We start from the raw sequence: 18,269 nt of genomic DNA, 5'->3' as shown, positions 1-18,269 counted from the left end.
ACATGAAAATGAAAACAATCAACCATTTATACCGTTGGTCAGGGATGATTATGGCTATACTGCTGCTATTCTCTACCACCATTACCTTCGCCCAAGAAACTTCGGGTTCCCTCACAGGACGTGTCGTTGATGGCGATGGAAAGCCCATGCCTGGTGCTTCAATAGAGGCATTACATACACCATCGGGCACGAAATACAACCTATCGACAGATAATGATGGTCGCTTCACCATCAATAACATGCGTATTGGCGGACCATACAAAGTGTCTGCCAGCATGGTTGGTCAGCAAAGTGATAGCCAAGAGGAAATTTACGTACGCTTAGGCGCTGCACAGCAACTGCAATTTATCCTCACCAGCGGTATGCAAGCAATCGATGCGGTAGCCGTAACGGGGCGTGCACGCGGTCAACGGGCCGATACCTTTGGAACGGGAAAGAATATTTCTGGCGAACAGGTGCGTAACATGCCCACCGTATCGCGCTCCATCACAGATTTAACCCGACTGACACCACAAGGTAGCCGGGACAACAGCTTTGGTGGTACCAACTTCCGATACAATAACGTAACAGTCGATGGGGCTGTAAATAACGATGCTATTGGCTTCTCTCCTTCCTTAGGTGGACAAACGGGTACCTCCGGCATGGCGGGAAGCTCAACGCGTACAAATCCCATATCCATAGATGCTATACAGGATATACAGGTTTACCTAGCTCCTTATGACGTGAAGATTGGTAACTTCACTGGTGGCTCGGTCAATGCGGTAACTCGCTCAGGAACGAATAAAGTTGAAGGATCTGTTTATGGCTTTGGTCGTAATGCAGCCCTAACAGGACGTGATCGTGTAGGATCCCTAGGCAAGATGAATAGCGATTTCTATGATTATCAAGCTGGTTTCCGCATTGGTTTCCCAATCATTAAAGACAAGCTTTTCTTCTTTTCTAATGAAGAAATAACGCGACGCCAAGACCCTACGCAGCTGATTATCGGTAGTAAAGAGACGCTCCATATTCTGAATGAAGCGGATGCCAGCAAAATCTCTGAAACAGTAAAAAGTCGCTATGGTAATATCTTCGATGCCGGAACCGCAGATGCTTACACCAATTGGTCTAAATCCACCAAATTTTTCAACCGTTTGGATTGGAATATTAATGACCGTCATCAATTGGCTATTCGTAATAACACCATCTTCAGTAAGGCTACCCACATGGATCGCGATCAGCAAGATTTCCGCTTTTCGAGCATGGCATTCGAGCAAACAAACAACCAGACCTCGACTGTAGCTGAATTGAAGAGTCGCTTTACCAATAACCTATCGGGAAACTTAGTTGTTGGTTTTACCCAAGTGAACGACAAACGTGATCCCCTATCCGACCCTACACTACCGCAAGTTCAAATCCAAGGACGTACACCTGGTACCACTATATACATCGGTACGGATCGCGAGGCCAGCATTTTTGATATGCGCCAAAAGACCTGGGAAGTTACGGCCAACCTTAACTGGAACATCAATCGCCACAAACTTCTGTTCGGAACACATAACGAGCTATACAACATCCGATATGGCTTTGTAAACAGCTGGAATGGTCGTGTCGACTATAACAGTATTGAAGACTTTACGACAAACAATCCGTATCGTGTACGTGGCAACTATAACTACGTAAATAATACCCGTGATTATATCAGAAATAATCCCGCAGCAGACTTCCAAGTGAATATGTACAGTGTATATGTACAAGATGAGATTCGTATCCATGATCGCTTACGCATTACACCAGGGCTGCGTGCCGATATGGCTTACTTACCCCATATGCCTGTGTTGAGCGAGAAGCTACAAACCATCGCTGCCGATCCCAACTTTGGCACCACCTATCAGTACACACCGTTAAATAGAATTAAAAATGATTTTTTAAACCGTGTACAGCTATCACCTCGTGTAGGATTCCGCTGGGAGATTACTGAAGACCGTCGCGTAGTGCTTCGCGGTGGCGCAGGTCTTTTCACAGGTCGTATTCCTTTCGCTTGGTTGGCTTATGCCTATTACAACACTGGAGGGAGTTACGGGTCCTTCGATCAACGTGCCGACCAGAAGCCTTTTGTTCCTGGATCGGATGCAATCAAGCCTAGCCCGAATGGATTGGCAGACTTCATCGCTCAAAATGGAGCCGTTGTCAATGATCCGAATAGCGGAAAGACACAAGTGGATTTAGTAGACAATGGCTTTACCCTACCCCAAGTGTTTCGTAGCAGTTTAGGTATGGATTATGAAACGACCGATGGATGGAAATTTACGCTTGAAGGAACGTACACCAAGAATATCAGTGACGTGCTATTTCAACAGTTAAATACCAAAGATAACCCTACATGGTATGGTTATGACAGCAAAAAGCAACAACCAGTTTACAGTGGTACTGTGGATAGCCGATTCTCCAATATCTACTTATTAAGCAATACCAACCAAGGATATCGCTATAATATAAGCACAACCATCAGCAAAAGCTATAAACAACTGAATGTAACAGCTAGTTATACCTTTGGTGAATCTAAAGATTTAAGTAACGGCGTGCGTAACTCAATGGAAAGTAACTGGCAGCTGAATCAGTCTTTAGTACCAAATAATCCTAAACTAGCCTATAGCAACTTCGATATCCGACACCGTATTGTGAGTAGCATCAGCTACAACCAGTTATGGACTCGCGGAGGCCGTACTAATGTTACGTTGTTTATATCAGCTCAATCAGGTTCCCCATTTAGCTACGGTATCGTGAACAACAGCATCCAAGGATTGCCACAGCAGGTATCCTTAGTGTACGTGCCGACCCAGCAAGAGGCTATCCGCTACTTCAAAGACATACCTGCACAGACGGCAGCGCAACAAGCAGAAGCCTTCAATAGATACATCGATGGAAATGCCTACTTAAGTTCACGTCGCGGTGATTTTACGGAACGTAACATGGGGCGCACCCCGTGGAATGTGCAGGCAGACTTGCGTGTAGCACATGACATATTCGTTAATAACAAGAAGAAACAATTCGTTACCCTTTCTGCTGATGTGGTCAACTTAACCAATCTGCTTTATAAAGAATGGGGTGTACAATACTTCTCTCCAAACACTTTCAATTCTACCAGTTCTGTCGGGTTGACCCCAAGTTTATTTCCTCCACAACAAAATCCGGGGAACTGGCCTGTATTCACATTTAGTGATCCAGGAAAACCTTATAGTGTTGACTACTTCAACTCTCGAGCACAAGTACAGCTGGGTGTAAGGTATACCTTCTAAGCAATAATAGTTACCGAGCTATGGCTTATTCATGGGGCCACCTCTGTAGCATGCTTAGATGGAACACAATAAAAGAGGGCGCAAGGGACGGCGCCCTCTTCTTGTATAAACACTTCTTTTCTCTTGTGTAACAGACATTCGACCCTGCTGGGGTCGAATACTTAAAAACCTTTAAGCTATACAGATGTCAATCCTCCGGATTGATTCTATTGAAAAAATATCCAATAGCCTGTTTAAAACCCTATTTAAAGCATAAAAGCATTACCCCGGGGGTAGTAACGTCTATGATAACCATTAAACCTTTACAAATAAACATTCAACCCCGCTGGAGTCGAATTTTCAAAACCCTTTAAGCTATACATATATGTAAATCTTTCGGATTGATTGTATTGAAAAAATATCAAATAGCCTATTTAAAGCATAAAAGCATTACCCCGGAGGGGTAACATCCATATAGCCAATAAAACATGAGGTAAATCAACCCCAGCGGGGTCGTATATAAAATTAGAGAAATTACACGTTAATACTTGCTACTCCTCTCTAGATGGCTCACTACTTATTTTTATAAAATAACCGACCACAAATACCAATAAGCATTTCACACATTAGTAGATACAATTTGCTGGTCATCGAAAAGTTTGCTATTTTTAAGCTGCTTAAGAATAAAAATGTCTACCTGTCTATTAACCTTCGTCTATACCCTTTCATGGCTATAACGCTGCCTTAATACTGCGGTCGGTAAGGATACTCCGTGAAGCGCGTGTTCTATGTTCTAGATGTAAAACACACTTGCCAAAAACTTGCAAGATGCCCCTACTTAGTTATCCTTTTCTATTTTATTGGGGCGATAAGTACTATCTGTATACTAAAAAAAGTAGGGATAATCGTCTTAAAAGATTAGGTAAAGATTTAAAATAAAAATAGGAATCGTCTTTTTAAATAGGTTATGTCGCTACAGCTTCTATAAAACCTACTGTATCAACTCGATAATATAATACAAGTATATAAAATAAAAATGACTTATGGAAATATATCAACCATAAATCAATAAAAACAAAATTCATGGCGACACCTCTTGGTGAGTATTTAAATAAAATAAAGGCTAATAAATCAAAAATTGCTAGCGTTGCTCATATAAAAGCTCCTAGAATGAATGATTTATGCAACGATGACACAGCTAAACCCTATGCGGATGAGCTCTTTCCTATTCTGTATTTAGCGAATCGCTATGCCGGAATTCCGCTAGAACAATTTGATGAAACAATCTCCGCAATCTTTCCTTTCAGAAAGAAAGGTGGAATATTGAGTCAATTCAAGGACCTTTCTCCTAGTGCTAGACTGTTTTTTATGTACACACAACCCAAACAAAAGCTTGAAGAAAGCATTGGAATGCCTAAAAACAAGATATCTAAACTTAAAAATCCGCAAACTAATAGAGCTACGGCCTATGAAGTTATATCCTTTTGCGACGCAATGAATTTAGACCTTCTAAAGACTTATGAAGACTTTTTTGGTAAGGTTGAAATATGAAAACACACCAATTAGCTGAATTCAAAAGATAAAAGGATTAAACCTTTACGAATAAACATACGACCCCGCTGGGGTCGAATACTTAAACCCCTTTCAGCGATACATATATGTCAATCCTCCTGATTGATTGTCTTGAAAAAATAGCCAATAGCCTGTTTAAAACCTTATTTAAAAGATAAAAGCATTACCCCGGAGGGTTTAACCATTAAAGCTTTACAGATGTCAATCCCACGGATTGATTGTATTGAAAAAATAGCCAATAGCCTGTTTAAAACCCTATTTAAAGCATAAAGGCATTACCCCGGAGGGGTAAAATCTATTACAACCATTAAAGCTTTACAGATGTCAATCCCACGGATTGATTCTATTGAAAAAATATCAAATAGCCTGTTTAAAACCCTATTTAAAGCATAAAGGCATTACCCCGGAGGGGTAACATCTATATAGCCAATAAAACATGAGGTAAATCGACCCCAGCGGGGTCGTATGTAGAAAAAAAAAACAACAAACAACTCAATATAAGAACGTTATGTTTGTATTTAAAGTGATATCATTATGAATACAATTGCTATCAAAAAATCAACATCCTTACGTCTTGATAAAGACCTATACGCATGTATTGAAAAAATGGTAAAAAAAGAAAATCGAAGCGTTAATAATTTTATAGAGACGGTTCTGGCAAATGCGATAGGTTTCTATGCCCCAAACAAAGAGACTGAAAAAGCGATAAACGTAGCCCAAGAAGAAAGGTCAGCTTTAAAAAGATTTTGATAACACACAAAGCTTACTGAACGATTTAGTGAGTGAATAATAGCCAACTATAAATTAACCTACTCTAGTCAATTTAAAAAGGACTTCAAGAAGTATCAAAACAAGCCCAAAGAACTCAATGCGCTTACAGAGGTTTTTGATATGCTCATAAATAGAGGAGCTATCTGTCTAACAGATAAAATGAAGCTACATCATCAATTACTTGAAAACTACAATACCAATTCATAAAGCCAATATCTTTTCCCTAGTCTAGGTTCTAGTTCACGAACAATCTGGAATTCTAATTTTGCATAAATATGCCGTGCTGCAAGCATCATTTCGGAGGTATGTAAAGCCAAGATTTTCTCACCATTCTCCCTAGCTTTGCGTATACATTGCTCCGTTAAGCGTTGACCGACCTGTCTTTTACCGTGATTTTTTGAAACCGTTACAAATCGGATATAAGCCTGTTCATCGCTGTAAATATCCGTCGGGTTCCCACTTGCAACCAAGAAAGCGAAACCAATCACTTCATTTTGGTCAGTTACACAAACAAAACAATCTGATTGCATTAGTAAATCTACATATGTCCCCTCGTTTACTAATGTGCTATGCAAAATAGTCCAGTTTTCGGGTGTTAGCTCATCTTTAAATTGTGTCCACACAGCGATAGCGAGCTCCTTGATTTGCCGTAAATCGGCTAAAGATCCATTTCTTATATGCAAAACACAATAATTAGCTTATTCAATTTCCTTAATACCCTTTTCCAAATCGTCCTTTAAAAGAACTATTTTCTTCAAGACACCCTCATAGCGCATAATTTTGAAGAGCTTATTGCGCTCCATGCGCCACAGGTAGCTAAGTAACTCTTTACGCTGTATGCTGGAAAGGTTTTTTGCAGGTTCAAGCGCAACCACCTTCCCTGCCTCATCAAACTGAAGAAAAGGAGATACCAGCGCATTTACTGGAGCAAAGAAGTTCTTAAAGTCCTGCATTTCCTCATTAGCATCTTCCAACTTTTGGATGATGTTGTAATCAAATTCATAAAGGGATATGATATGAAAACGCAATGAATCGTTTGTGATCGTTTTCAGTCCACTAGACTTCAGCGACTCATAGCCCGTTTTATTAATAATAGGCGTATAATTTCTAAAAACAGCATAATAAAACAAAGCAATAGAATCCTGCGGAATAGCCTTCCCATTAGTCCAATCACGTAGCAGATACACGGCACGTAAACTTATCTTATGGTTATCTTCGTTAGCTTGCAGATCTTTAGTATCCGAGGCAAGACCATTTCTAATTTCGGTAAGAATCTTAACTTCAGAGATTTTACTACTCTGATTGCTGCTCCACTCCGTTAAACTAAAAGCAAGAACAACACTAATAAAAATCAATAAAAATTCAGAAAAATACTTTTTAAAGGTAGAGGCGATTTTGTCTTTAAACATGGTAATTAGGCTAGCATTATTTTCGGATAGCTAAAATACAAAATTATAGACGTTATAAAATATAGAAATTGACATTCTCCAATAAATACCATCGGTTAACTAGAAAAATGGATTATAAAAGGGGCAAAATGAAGAAACATTGGCACATTAAAACCACAAAACATTAATTTATAACCAAATAAAACAGCAAAAAGACAGCTATATTTAAGAATAACTACAAAAAACAAATGCTCCTTTAAAGACAAATAACTAAACAAAACACAAGACTTAAAGATTAAATAATATAAAAAACGGTAATCTTGAAGATGTTATTAAATGGTTTTATCTATCTTTGTAGAACCAAATTTATTAACTTTCTTAACAACACATTTACCGAAGAACAATAAAACATGTTTTTACGTTGTCTATTTATTATTATCCTAAGCTTTTTAACGCTTTTAGGGGAGCCACTTCTTGGACAGACCATAGACCATGTTAAGCTCCACGAAGAAATTTCCGAACTGAACGATCAAAATCAGAACGAGAAATCGCTTATCAAGCTGGAGGAAATTATCAATAACCCTAAGTCTACAGCTTATGATAAGTATCACGCCTATTTAGCAAAGTCACTTACCTACAAACAGCTATACAACTACACGGGTGCCTTATTGAACTTAGAGAATGCTGATAAAGAAGGACAAATCAGCAAGCATAAAGAGGAAGCAGCAACACGTGTGCTTATCGAGCGTATATTTATCCATTTTGACCTTAAAAATGAAAAGGAACTTTCAGAATCATTAAAACGTGTTGATCAAAAAAATCTTCACTACATTAATAAAGAGACACGTGCTTTCTATAGCTGTATCCTTGGTCATTTAGAGCTTAAGAAGAATAATGATTTAGGTGCGGAGCGCTATTTTGATGAAGGTATAAAGCTGCTACAAAATGATAACCCGAAACATCTACCGGTATTATATAAAGCTAAAATACAGCTATACAATAAGCTAAAGGACAAAGAAAAGGTACTCGAGGCCTTTAATCAAGGGATGCACTATGCCACTCGATATGGGATAGATATTTACAAAATATCGCTATTAGAAAGCATGATTTTCTTTTATGTAGATAATAACGATTATAAGAATGCTTATGAGGTTCAAAAAAAGGTAAGTGAAGAACGTCGACAATATGACGCGGCGAATCGTAGTGGACAATTAAACGCCTTGGAAAATGAACTATTGCAAAAGCGTAATTCAGCGCAAAGTGCAATACAAGGAAAGTTCATCATTCTCTACATCAGCATCATCGTCTTACTAACGGGATTAATCATCACGCTTATGCGCTTAAACAAAGTAAACAAGCTACGTCGTCTATCCATAGAGAAAGAACTCGGACTTCTACGCTTCCGCTTACTGCATGAAGGCACGAAGTCGTCAAGCGAAGAAAATGAAGAAATACTGTGCGCTATTGATTTATCAAAACTAAAGCCTCGACACTTAAAAATAGTGGAGTTAATCCGTGAGGGAAAAACGAATAAAGAAATCGGTGCTGAACTGTTTATCTCGGAGAATACCGTTAAATATCATCTAAAGACAATTTACGATATCCTAGAAATAAACAATCGTTCTGCTTTAATGTAGTCTAGCACAGCCTTTTGCAAAAGCTTATGCTTCTAAAGCGATAAGCTTTTGCAAAACACGATTAAAAAAACGTTTAGCCTACACCTCCTCCTCTACGCTTATCAACTTCCTAAGTTTACCTCCCCAATCTTCCAGCTGTCGCCAAATGGGAATAAGCTCTGTAGCAATAGGCGTTAGCTCGTAATCTACACGGGGTGGTACCTCCGCATATACGGTACGCTTCAATAAGCCATCTTTTTCTAGCTCACGCAACTGTAGGGTAAGCATTCTTTCGGTAATCCCCTCTATGCGATCACGCAGCTCACTAAAGCGGAGTTTACCATCCTCCAATTTACAGAGGATAAGCAACTTCCAGCGCCCTCCCATCTTACACACCGCATAAGAAAGATCACAACTGGTGATATATTGTTCATTTTTACGATTTGTGGAGCTTTCCTTCCGATTTGTCATAACTTACTTTTTTGTATGTACCGTACAATTAAAACAGTAGACCACAAAAGTAGAAACTCCCCCTTAGATTTGCGCATAAATAAAAGTGAATACGGATGAAACTGACAGAAGGAATACAAAAGGCGCTACACTATATCCAGCATATTGAAGTAGAGAACCAAGCTTCCGCTTGGGATACAGGAAGAGCATTCTACGAAAAATTCACCGCTTTAAGCGGTCCTGAGGAACCTGTCTACCAAATAGAAGATAAAATCATTCCCAGCAAGGAGCAGGCTATCAAACTACGTATATATCGTCCTAACGACGCTGAGGAGCTGCCTGCATTACTATATTTCCATGGCGGATGGTTCAATGCTGGAAGTCTAGAGACCCATGATAAGCCACTACGCCAATTAAGCAATTGTGCACAAGCGATAATCATTTCGGTAGATTACCGACTAGCGCCAGAAAATCCCTTTCCTGCGGGTCTTGAGGATGCCGAAGCGGCCGTAGCCTATATCCTTGCGAACTCTAAAAATCTAGGAATCAACCCAGAGCGAATTAGCCTCGCTGGCGACAGCGCTGGAGCCGCCTTAGTGGCTACATTAACACGTAAGTTTCGTGCAAACATTGCTAGTCAGCTGCTTATCTATCCTGTAACGGACAATTCATTAGATACGACCTCTTGGGAAACGTATAAAGAAGGGCCACTCATCACCCTGGAAAGTGGCATTCAAGCTTGGAACTGGTATCTTCCAAACCAAGCAGATCGCAACAATGTAGATGCTATACCGCTTTTAGCGGAGGAACTCCATAACCTACCTCCTTCTTTTATCGCAGTCGCGCAATATGATCCACTACGCGATGAAGCGCTCCACTATGCTGATAAGCTAGAAAGCAAGGGGGTAAAAGTTGAACGTAAAGAGTACCTCGGCATGACGCATGGATTCTTCCATATGGGAGGCTTCGTACCTGAAACGGCAACCCTAACACAAGATTTAGCGAATTTCATACATCAACATAAACGGGAAAATATTAAAAAGGAGGCTTAGCCTTAAACTGGGTAGAGAGCTGCTCTGGCAACTCCTGCAAGAGCAGCTCTTGCGCATCAGCCTTACCTTGTTTTGCAAGAAAACTCATCAAAATGAGCGTCGCACGTTTCAACTCCTGTAGTAGGCTAACATCCGAAAAAGAGCCGACCTCGAGTAGGTGTAGCAGGTAGTAAATAATACGTCTCAACATCTTTTCGGCAGATTCAAAATCGGCCAGCTCCATGTAGGTATGAGCAAGATTCATACAAGAGACAATGTAAATTTGCACATATGGGATATTCTCTTTTTCACAGGCTACCTGCATCGTATTTAGGCGCTCTGCCTGTCCTAATGCCTTTTTATAGCCCTGCAATGCAGCAGGCCAATCGCTAGATTCAAAAAATGAATTAGCACTAACAATCAAATCTTTCCACAAACCTTCCTGAACCTGTACTTCAACCATATTTTTATCCTTTCCATAAGCTAATGAACCCCTATTGGCTAATCGCGACCTTTACCTTTCAACATCTTTATAGCACGCTTCAGCTCATGGATATGCTTCATGCAGACACTCGCTTGCTGCATATCCTTACGCATCAAATCTGTCGTGCGCATCTTTTTCTCTAGCGTATTTTTCTCTTGTTCTAACACCTGTAAAACATAATCCATCCGTTTCTCCTTATCTTAAATTTACTATAGAATTATTTAATCACCAACAAAAGTTAGTTCTTCAAATTTACAAAGTTAGAACCATCTAACAAAATAATTCAACAGACAATTATCCAAAATCCTGAAATATTGGTAAATTTGGTACATGATCTCACAAACGGAAGAAAACTATTTAAAGGCGCTTTTCAAATTGGCTAATGCCAAAGGTGAAGCCACGGTCAACGAACTCAGTAAAGAGTTGGGCATTAAAATGTCGACCGTAAATAGCATGATTAAACGTCTTTCTGAAAAGGAATTTGTTGTTTATGAGACGTATAAACCCGTAAAGCTAACCAGCAAAGGTTTAAAAGAAGCGTCGTTAATCATCCGTAAGCACCGCTTAACAGAGATGTACTTGGTTGAAAAAATGGGATTTGGATGGGAAGAGGTACATGCCATTGCCGAGCAAATTGAGCATATTCAATCGCCAGCATTTTTCGCCAAAATGGACGAGCTTTTGGGCTTTCCAACGGTAGACCCACACGGCTCACCAATTCCGGACGCTGATGGTAATATCGCCAAAGACGACTTCATTAAATTGAGTGATTGTAAAGCGGGAGACCAGGTTACTTTTATGGCTGTACAGCCTTCATCAGAAGATCTTTTGAAGTTCCTAAACAGCCGAGAGCTGCTTCTAGGAACAGCCATTCAAATAGATACGGTAGAACCTTATGACCGATCGATGGAAGTAAACTATAACGGTCGAAAAAAGGAAATGCTCAGTTATGCTGTTTGCGATAAACTACTTGTATCCAGAAAATAAAATAGACAATATAAACAAATCCTTAACCAAACGGTTAAGGATTTTTCGTATAATAATCCCAAACAAGTTTGGATAATTCTGCGATAATACGTTCATTGATTTTTGTATCTTCCTTAGACTGGCTTACAAAAACGCTAATACTATAAGGCTGTCCTTGTGGCGGGAAAACCAACCCGATATCGTTTAACGCAGCGGTAACTCCCGTCTTTTTATTTTTACCAGAGTTCCCTGTTTTATGAGCGACAACCGTACCTTCTGGCAATAGCCCTTTCAACTGTTGCCTGCCTGTCTGCGTCCCTTTCATGACCGTTAAAAGAAAATCATAGCTAGCTGATGAGAGTAGTTTATTATCATTGTTGTAAAATGCTTTTAACACCTGAATAGCACATTTAGGAGTCGTCCAGTTTTGAAACTGCAAGTCCCAAGCACTTTGCATCGTCTCCTCATTAATCTTAATTGAAATATCATTAAAGCCTTTCTTGTGCAGATACCCTTCCACCTGCGCTGGCCCACCTAAAAGCTCTAAAAGAACATCACAGCCCACATTATCACTCAACGCTACCGTATACTCGATAATCTCCGATAGCTTTAATTCTACACCATCTGGATATTCCTCCCGAATAGGGCTCCATAAATCGTTCTGCATTCTTGCCTTAGGAATAACAATATTTTGATCCAGGGTAAACTTCCCCTGATCGACAGCATCAAGCATCACTAAGGCAATATGAAATTTAAAAACACTCTGCATTGGAAAATGGCCATCACCCTGTATGCTCAATGTATCCGTGCCATCAACGCGGCTAATAGCAATGCCTACGGTCGCATTTTTGTCGGCAAGCACTTCTTTTAGCGCTTCGCGCAAATCATTCTTGGCCTGCGCATTAACATGCGTGATTGACAAACAAAGGACAACCGCTACAAGGGGTAAAAGCTTTTTTCTAAACATAGTAAACCATTTTTAAAGGGAGTAAAGTCTCCCATTACAATTATCTGTTTTACACAAAATAAGGATTCTTTAGTAATTTTGGTTCATCTTTTGCATTTTACATATGCAAATTCAAGTAAGTCAGACAACAAAAACATACGAACGCTAACAAGCTATAAAAGCACGAAAAGGGCATATGCACCAAGAGAAAATCCCCCTTACGGAAATTAACAAACTGCCTAATCTACCTGGCGTTTACTTCTTCTATGATGAAAAAGACCAACTTCGTTATATCGGAAAGAGCAACCATATCAAAAAAAGAGTACTTCAGCACTTCGCTGGCAAAGACCGTAAATCGCTCAAGATTCAGCAGTTCATAAAAACTATAGGCTACGAGCCGATGGGCAGCGAGCTTATTGCCCTATTGCACGAGTCGGACCTCATAAAACAGTACCAGCCGCTTTACAATAGATCCCAGCGACGTACCCTCTTTCAGTACGGTCTGTATACGCATTTGGTAAATGGTTACATAGGTTTAACCGTCCAAAAGATTCAGAAAGACAAAGAAGAGATAACTACCTTTTCCTCGCTAGGAGAAGGTAAAGAAGCCTTGTTCCGTATCACAGAGAAATATCAGCTGTGCCAAAAGATTAATGGCCTCTACAAGACAAATGGTCCTTGCTTTCAATATCAAATAAAACAGTGCTTAGGCGCTTGCATTCAAGCTGAAGATACAGCAACATACAACACTCGTGTAGAAAGTTTTATAAATCCATTCACCAGTCATAAAATCACACAACTCATTGAAATCCCAGGCAGGAATGAGGACGAAAAAGGATTAGTTTATATTGAAAATGGGAGCTATAAAGGCTTTGGATTTTGCCCGATAAAGACCCCAGCAAAAAAGAGATTAGCCTATATTGAAGCAAAAATAGCGAACAAAGACACCAAACGTATCTTGATGCGCTACCTGCTCCAAAACAATGGTTAAACATAAAAACGGGTCAATCTTCCGACTGACCCGATTCATAGGATAATGATACGCGACGATTAAGTAGGGCTATTCATTTTAAGAAAGTCTCTATAATGACTTTCATTTTCAAAATAAGCGACCTCCCCTTCATTACCAATCAATACGATGTAAGCATCTGCTTTACTGATAGATTTCATGCTGAAAGGATCAATAGCATAGCGCACTGACTTATCCTTAGGAATACGCTCTTGACACATAGCGCAACAACCGTAGTACGTCTTCCCTTCAAAAGGCACTGCTAATTGTTCTTTCCCCATATACATGTCATTGACCATACAGACCAAACGATTGGGCACCTGCTCCCCCTTTTGTGGACTCCCCGTTGTAACTGCTGTCGTACTTTCTACCCTGCCTGTCGCTACTGGATTTTCTGCTTTTGGACTTTGGCAACCTAGCCACAGAACACTACCAAGGATAAATAACCCTACCTTTAAACTATTAAATAAAAACATAATATAAATTAATTTAAAACCTGATTATTAAAATATTATAAAAAATTAATTCCTTCTTGAACTTCTTCATTCGCCATTTTAAGAACCTGATCTCCCTCCTTCAATTCGCCAAAAATTTCTACTTGCATCGGCAAGGAACGTCCCTTCCGTACTGGTACAAACTTTGTTTTCCCTTCTTCCAATCGTATCACATACATCCCCATAGGACTTTCAACAATTGCCATTTTAGGAACAAAGAAAGTGGACGTTCGTCCTTTCAAGGCTAGCGTAGATTCCGCAATCATATGTGGCTTCAATGCTTTATGTACATTGCTGAAATCAGCCTCAATACGTTCGCTTCGCAAGCGTGTATCGAGACTACCCGACTTTCGGCTCACGCGCGCTACATAGCGCTCCTGAGGTTGTGAACGCACGTAGAAATGAATGGTATCACCGAGCTGAATATAATCCGTACTGGCCTCGGGAATGGCTAGCGCCAACCGTAACTTTTGATTGTTCTCCAGCACCAGTAGAGGCTCTTTATTCATGGGGCCAACATAAGCACCAACATCCACCTGGCGAGCTGTAATCGTACCGCTAAACGGAGCACGAATAAGCAGGTAGCTATCCATATCCTTAATTTCATTATAGGCGGCGCGTGCTGCCTGTAGCTGGGCTTCATCGGCATCCTTACGAGACTTCAACTGGCTCAAAGCATCCTTCGCGATAGCGCCTTTTGTTTCATCCGCCTGTATCATGCGCGCATAGGTTGCCTTTGTCGCTTCATATAAAGCCTCCTGCGCCGCTAATTTAGCTTTAGCGCTCCGTAGCTGCGATTGTATCTCCGGAGCCTCTAGACGCAGTAAAACCTGCCCTGCTTGCACTTGGTCTCCTATTTCAACAGCTACGGTTTTCACATAACTGTTGACCTTAGCAAAGAGCTCCGTATGCTGCTCGGGTTTAATCTCGCCAGCCAATTGCAGCTGAACCGCTGGATTCGAACGCGTTAAAGTGATGGTTTCCTTGGGATCTCCCATCCCCATTGCCATTCCCGCCATCCCTTCCGCTTTCTTAGTTTCTTGTTTTTCTTCTTTTGCGGCTGGGCTACAAGCCACCGCTATAAGGGCAACAGCGCCCAGTAGGATTATTTTTGTGTTCATGTTTTTAATCTTTTGTAGGTACATAGTGGATACTGTGTTCATCTTCTGGATGTAAAGAGCGTGATTGTCGGCTAGCCTTATGCTGCACCAAAGCAAAAACCATAGGCAGCATGAGCAATACTGACAGGGTCGAAAAGATTAACCCGCCAATAACAGCTCTTCCTAGGGGCGACACCTGATCGCCTCCCTCACCAAAACCAATAGCCATAGGCAGCATACCTGCCGCCATAGCGAGGGTCGTCATGATGATGGGGCGAATACGCAATTTCGCGGCCGCTATGGCGGCATCCAGCGCTGTAGCACCCGAAAGGCGTATTGTCTCTGCCTTGCTCACCAACAAAACGGCATTCGCAATCGATACGCCAATAGACATAATCAAGCCCATATAGGATTGCAGATTTAATGTCGACCCGCAAAGCTTTAAAAGCAGTAAAGAGCCCACCACCACAAAAGGAACTGTAGAAAGGATCACCGTAGAAACTGCGAATGACTGGAAAGTAGCCGCCAGCATCAAAAAGATAACAAAGACGGCGATAAGTAGACCTAAGGCCAAATTAGTCAGGGTATCATCCAATACGGGCGCCATACCCGCTAATTCAATGTTTACCCCTTTAGGCAGTTCTCCCAATGCGGCAATTGCCACCTTAACATCTTTCGTTGCCTGCGCTAAATCTTGCTTATGTACATTAGCCGTAACCGTCGTATAGCCCATCGTACCGAGGTTGTAGCTCTCTCCCAGCTCTTTCGTTGGCATAATAGTAGCTACATCGCCCAATACAGGGCGGTCTGTATGCTTCGCCAACGGCAGGTTTGCCAGCTCTTCCTGACTACGCAGGTTCATTGCCGGAACTTGCACCTGCACATCGTAGGCGATGCCCATCATACCGCCGACCCAGAAGTTCTTGTTTGTATAGCGTGTTGATGCTGTAGCTGCCACCAAAGACTTCGCAATATCTTGCGCGTCGAGTCCCAACTGGGCCGCACGGGTACGGTCGATGGTAATTTGCATCGCCGGATAGTCCATAGATTGGGGAATCTGCTGATCACGCAGGTAATCGATTTCCTTCAACTTCGCGAGCAGCTTATGGGCATACATGCGGTTCATCTTCTTCATCATGCCCGAAATACGTACTTCGATAGGGCTGTTAGCACCTTGGCTAAGAATCTTCTCTGTCAATTCAATCGGTTCAAAAGCGATATGCAATTCAGGCATTTCCTTTTTGTAATATTGACGGAGCTCATCTTTCAAATCGTCGGCACTACCTTTCAAATCCGTTAAAGCAACTTGTAGAGAGGCCTCATGTGGCCCCGCATTGTACAAATAGATAGGGCTTACGGCAAAAGTAGATGGATGCTGACCGATGAAAGCTGATGAAATAGCCACCTTATCCGCACCCACTTTGGCTTTTAAAAGCGTCAAGAACTTCTTTACCTTACGTTCGGTAACTTCGATACGTGTTCCTTCTGCTGCTTTTATACGCACCTGAAACTGACGTGAATTGGCCGTCGGCAAAACGTCTTTACCTGTATTCAGATACAGAAAAACCGCGGCAGCACCAATCAGCAGGAAGCCAAAAGTCACGATAAGCTTACGCCTTGGCATCAACTTCGCAACAAAAGCAGCGAAGCGACGGGTAAAAGCTGCAAAGCCATGACCCTCGCCCTCGCCTTCACTTTCGGGATGCTGCTGTGGCTTCATCAGCCAATTAGCCATAATCGGCACAAAAGTTTGCGATAGCAAGAAAGAGATAACCATGGAAAATCCTATCGCCATAGCCAAAGGCTTGAAAAGAGCACCCGGAATACCCGACATCATAACCGCTGGCGCAAAGACGGCCAAGATGCACAGCATAATCAATAACTTCGGAAAGGCAATCTCCTTACACGCATCCCAAATGGCCTGCGCCTTTGTTTTGCCTAGCGCAAAATGCTGATGTATATTTTCTATGGTCACCGTACTCTCATCAACCAAAATACCGATGGCTAGGGCCAATCCAGACAAAGACATGATGTTGATTGTTTGTCCAAACAGTTTAAGAAAGAGCACGCCCGATATAATGGAAATTGGAATCGTCAGGATAACAATTAAGGCTGCACGACGATCACGCAAGAACAAAACAACCATCAGTCCTGTTAGCAAAGCTCCTAAAACGCCTTCAACGACGAGACTTTTCAATGCATTGGTGATGTAAACAGACTGATCTAGCTCATAGGAAATGGTGACATCGTCGGGCATATTTCGCTGAATAGCGGGTAAGTTTTGTTTCAACTGGCGTACAACGGCTAACGTTGAGGCATTTCCTGCTTTAGCGATATTAATATACACCGAGCGCTTCCCATCAATCAGCGCATAGCCTGTTGCGATATCAGCTCCATCTTTAACCGTGGCCACATCACGGATGTAAACATTATCCACAGCCCCTTTAAAGAGTGGAATATCACCTAGCTCCGCTATATCCTTTACCGTATTATTGGTTGGCGTCAGATAATTCGTCTCGCCGATGTATACATTCCCGGAAGGGGAAGTAATGTTGTTGCGGCTGATCGCTTCCACAACCTGCTCGGGCGACAACTGATGCGCACGTAACTTCGCGGGATCGACATTCACCTCTATCGTGCGTGGGCTTCCCCCAAAAGGAGGCGCCGTTGTCAAGCCTGGTATCTTAATCAGAAAAGGACGTGCATTGAAATTGGCGATATCCTGCAATTGGTTATTTGTTTTCGTCGCGCTTCGGAAAACCAACTGACCGATAGGCTGCGAGGAAGCATCGAAGCGAATGATGAAGGGCGGTGGTGCGCCAGGAGGCAGAAATACCTGCGAACGATTTGACAGGGCATTCAAACTGGCAATGGCTTCTCCCATCTCCGTACCTTCATAAAAGGTAATCTTCATCAGGGTTAACCCTTGCGTATTTTTACTTTCAATGCTTTTAATCCCATTGGCAAAAAGCATCATATTCACATACATCTTTGTAAAGTATCCCTCCATCTGTTGTGGCGTATAACCACTGAAGGAGTGCGCAATATAAACAACAGGAAGATTCATCTCCGGAAGGATATCAACCTTTACATCCTTGGTTGCCTTAAGCCCGAAGAACAAGAGCCCAATCACCATAACAAGAATGGAGATTGGCCTTTTGAGGGCAAAACTTATTAAATTCATA

Annotated in this window: 17 protein-coding genes; 8 read left to right on the top strand and 9 right to left on the bottom strand. The window is 41.5% G+C overall.

Annotation, left to right across the window (positions count from 1 at the left end; genetic code table 11):
* Positions 1-2: 2 nt before the first annotated feature.
* The 4 genes from WH223_RS16920 (at position 3) to WH223_RS20140 (ending at position 5,807) form a co-directional block, all read left to right on the top strand.
* On the top strand, positions 3-3,278 hold the full coding sequence (locus WH223_RS16920) for a TonB-dependent receptor (RefSeq protein WP_340048990.1): 3,276 nt from the start codon (positions 3-5) through the stop codon (positions 3,276-3,278).
* 1,062 nt (positions 3,279-4,340) lie between these two features.
* Positions 4,341-4,808 (top strand): hypothetical protein, encoded by a 468-nt coding sequence (locus WH223_RS16915; RefSeq protein WP_340048989.1) that lies wholly within the window; start codon positions 4,341-4,343, stop codon positions 4,806-4,808.
* Positions 4,809-5,363: 555 nt separating this feature from the next.
* The gene (locus WH223_RS16910) at positions 5,364-5,579 is read left to right on the top strand and encodes a ribbon-helix-helix protein, CopG family (protein WP_340048988.1); all 216 of its coding nucleotides are present in this window, start codon (positions 5,364-5,366) and stop codon (positions 5,577-5,579) included.
* A gap of 36 nt (positions 5,580-5,615) precedes the next feature.
* Positions 5,616-5,807: a type II toxin-antitoxin system YafQ family toxin gene (locus WH223_RS20140; RefSeq protein WP_445265626.1), complete on the top strand. Its 192-nt coding sequence runs from the start codon at positions 5,616-5,618 to the stop codon at positions 5,805-5,807.
* Here WH223_RS20140 and WH223_RS16905 read toward each other — a convergent pair.
* Together WH223_RS16905 and WH223_RS16900 are read right to left on the bottom strand one after the other, a co-directional pair.
* Positions 5,789-6,283 carry a GNAT family N-acetyltransferase gene (locus WH223_RS16905; protein ID WP_340048986.1) on the bottom strand — a complete coding sequence of 165 codons (495 nt, stop codon included), beginning with the start codon at positions 6,281-6,283 and terminating at the stop codon, positions 5,789-5,791. The two genes, WH223_RS20140 and WH223_RS16905, sit on opposite strands and share 19 nt — an antisense overlap.
* A gap of 15 nt (positions 6,284-6,298) precedes the next feature.
* A complete protein-coding gene (locus tag WH223_RS16900) occupies positions 6,299-7,009 on the bottom strand; it encodes a hypothetical protein (protein WP_340048984.1) in 711 nt (236 codons plus the stop codon).
* 389 nt (positions 7,010-7,398) lie between these two features.
* Here WH223_RS16900 and WH223_RS16895 point away from each other — a divergent pair, with 389 nt between their 5' ends.
* Positions 7,399-8,625, top strand: coding sequence for a helix-turn-helix transcriptional regulator (locus tag WH223_RS16895; protein WP_340048983.1), 1,227 nt, complete (start codon positions 7,399-7,401; stop codon positions 8,623-8,625).
* Positions 8,626-8,703: 78 nt separating this feature from the next.
* On the opposite strand, the gene WH223_RS16890 is transcribed toward WH223_RS16895, so the two are convergent.
* Positions 8,704-9,075 carry a winged helix-turn-helix transcriptional regulator gene (locus WH223_RS16890; RefSeq protein ID WP_340048982.1) on the bottom strand — a complete coding sequence of 124 codons (372 nt, stop codon included), beginning with the start codon at positions 9,073-9,075 and terminating at the stop codon, positions 8,704-8,706.
* Positions 9,076-9,170: 95 nt separating this feature from the next.
* Here WH223_RS16890 and WH223_RS16885 point away from each other — a divergent pair, with 95 nt between their 5' ends.
* A complete protein-coding gene (locus tag WH223_RS16885) occupies positions 9,171-10,106 on the top strand; it encodes an alpha/beta hydrolase (RefSeq protein ID WP_340048981.1) in 936 nt (311 codons plus the stop codon).
* Here the strand turns inward: WH223_RS16885 and WH223_RS16880 are convergent.
* A complete protein-coding gene (locus WH223_RS16880; protein ID WP_340048980.1) occupies positions 10,090-10,548 on the bottom strand; it encodes a hypothetical protein in 459 nt (152 codons plus the stop codon). The genes WH223_RS16885 and WH223_RS16880 overlap by 17 nt on opposite strands.
* Before the next feature lie 38 nt (positions 10,549-10,586).
* Positions 10,587-10,754, bottom strand: coding sequence for a hypothetical protein (locus WH223_RS16875; protein WP_340048978.1), 168 nt, complete (start codon positions 10,752-10,754; stop codon positions 10,587-10,589).
* Positions 10,755-10,899: 145 nt separating this feature from the next.
* Here WH223_RS16875 and WH223_RS16870 point away from each other — a divergent pair, with 145 nt between their 5' ends.
* The gene (locus WH223_RS16870) at positions 10,900-11,556 is read left to right on the top strand and encodes a metal-dependent transcriptional regulator (protein ID WP_340048976.1); all 657 of its coding nucleotides are present in this window, start codon (positions 10,900-10,902) and stop codon (positions 11,554-11,556) included.
* Positions 11,557-11,590: 34 nt separating this feature from the next.
* Here the strand turns inward: WH223_RS16870 and bla are convergent, their stop codons facing one another.
* A complete protein-coding gene (bla, locus tag WH223_RS16865; RefSeq protein WP_340048975.1) occupies positions 11,591-12,502 on the bottom strand; it encodes a class A beta-lactamase, subclass A2 in 912 nt (303 codons plus the stop codon).
* A 175-nt stretch (positions 12,503-12,677) separates the two neighbouring features.
* Here bla and WH223_RS16860 point away from each other — a divergent pair, with 175 nt between their 5' ends.
* A complete protein-coding gene (locus tag WH223_RS16860; RefSeq protein ID WP_340048974.1) occupies positions 12,678-13,472 on the top strand; it encodes a GIY-YIG nuclease family protein in 795 nt (264 codons plus the stop codon).
* Between the two features lie 59 nt (positions 13,473-13,531).
* Here WH223_RS16860 and WH223_RS16855 read toward each other — a convergent pair whose 3' ends face one another.
* The 3 genes from WH223_RS16855 to WH223_RS16845 are packed head-to-tail and all read right to left on the bottom strand — an operon-like array spanning position 13,532 to position 18,268.
* Complete coding sequence (locus tag WH223_RS16855; protein ID WP_340048973.1) at positions 13,532-13,966, bottom strand: hypothetical protein; 435 nt, start codon at positions 13,964-13,966, stop codon at positions 13,532-13,534.
* A gap of 35 nt (positions 13,967-14,001) precedes the next feature.
* Positions 14,002-15,105: an efflux RND transporter periplasmic adaptor subunit gene (locus WH223_RS16850; RefSeq protein ID WP_340048971.1), complete on the bottom strand. Its 1,104-nt coding sequence runs from the start codon at positions 15,103-15,105 to the stop codon at positions 14,002-14,004.
* Between the two features lie 4 nt (positions 15,106-15,109).
* The gene (locus WH223_RS16845) at positions 15,110-18,268 is read right to left on the bottom strand and encodes an efflux RND transporter permease subunit (protein WP_340048970.1); all 3,159 of its coding nucleotides are present in this window, start codon (positions 18,266-18,268) and stop codon (positions 15,110-15,112) included.
* Position 18,269 lies beyond the last annotated feature (1 nt).

Origin of the sequence: Sphingobacterium sp. MYb382 (assembly GCF_037572665.1) — a bacterium.
Taxonomy (GTDB): domain Bacteria; phylum Bacteroidota; class Bacteroidia; order Sphingobacteriales; family Sphingobacteriaceae; genus Sphingobacterium.
Note: the sequence above shows the minus strand (reverse complement) of the source record. Positions and strands in the feature narration are given on the sequence as shown.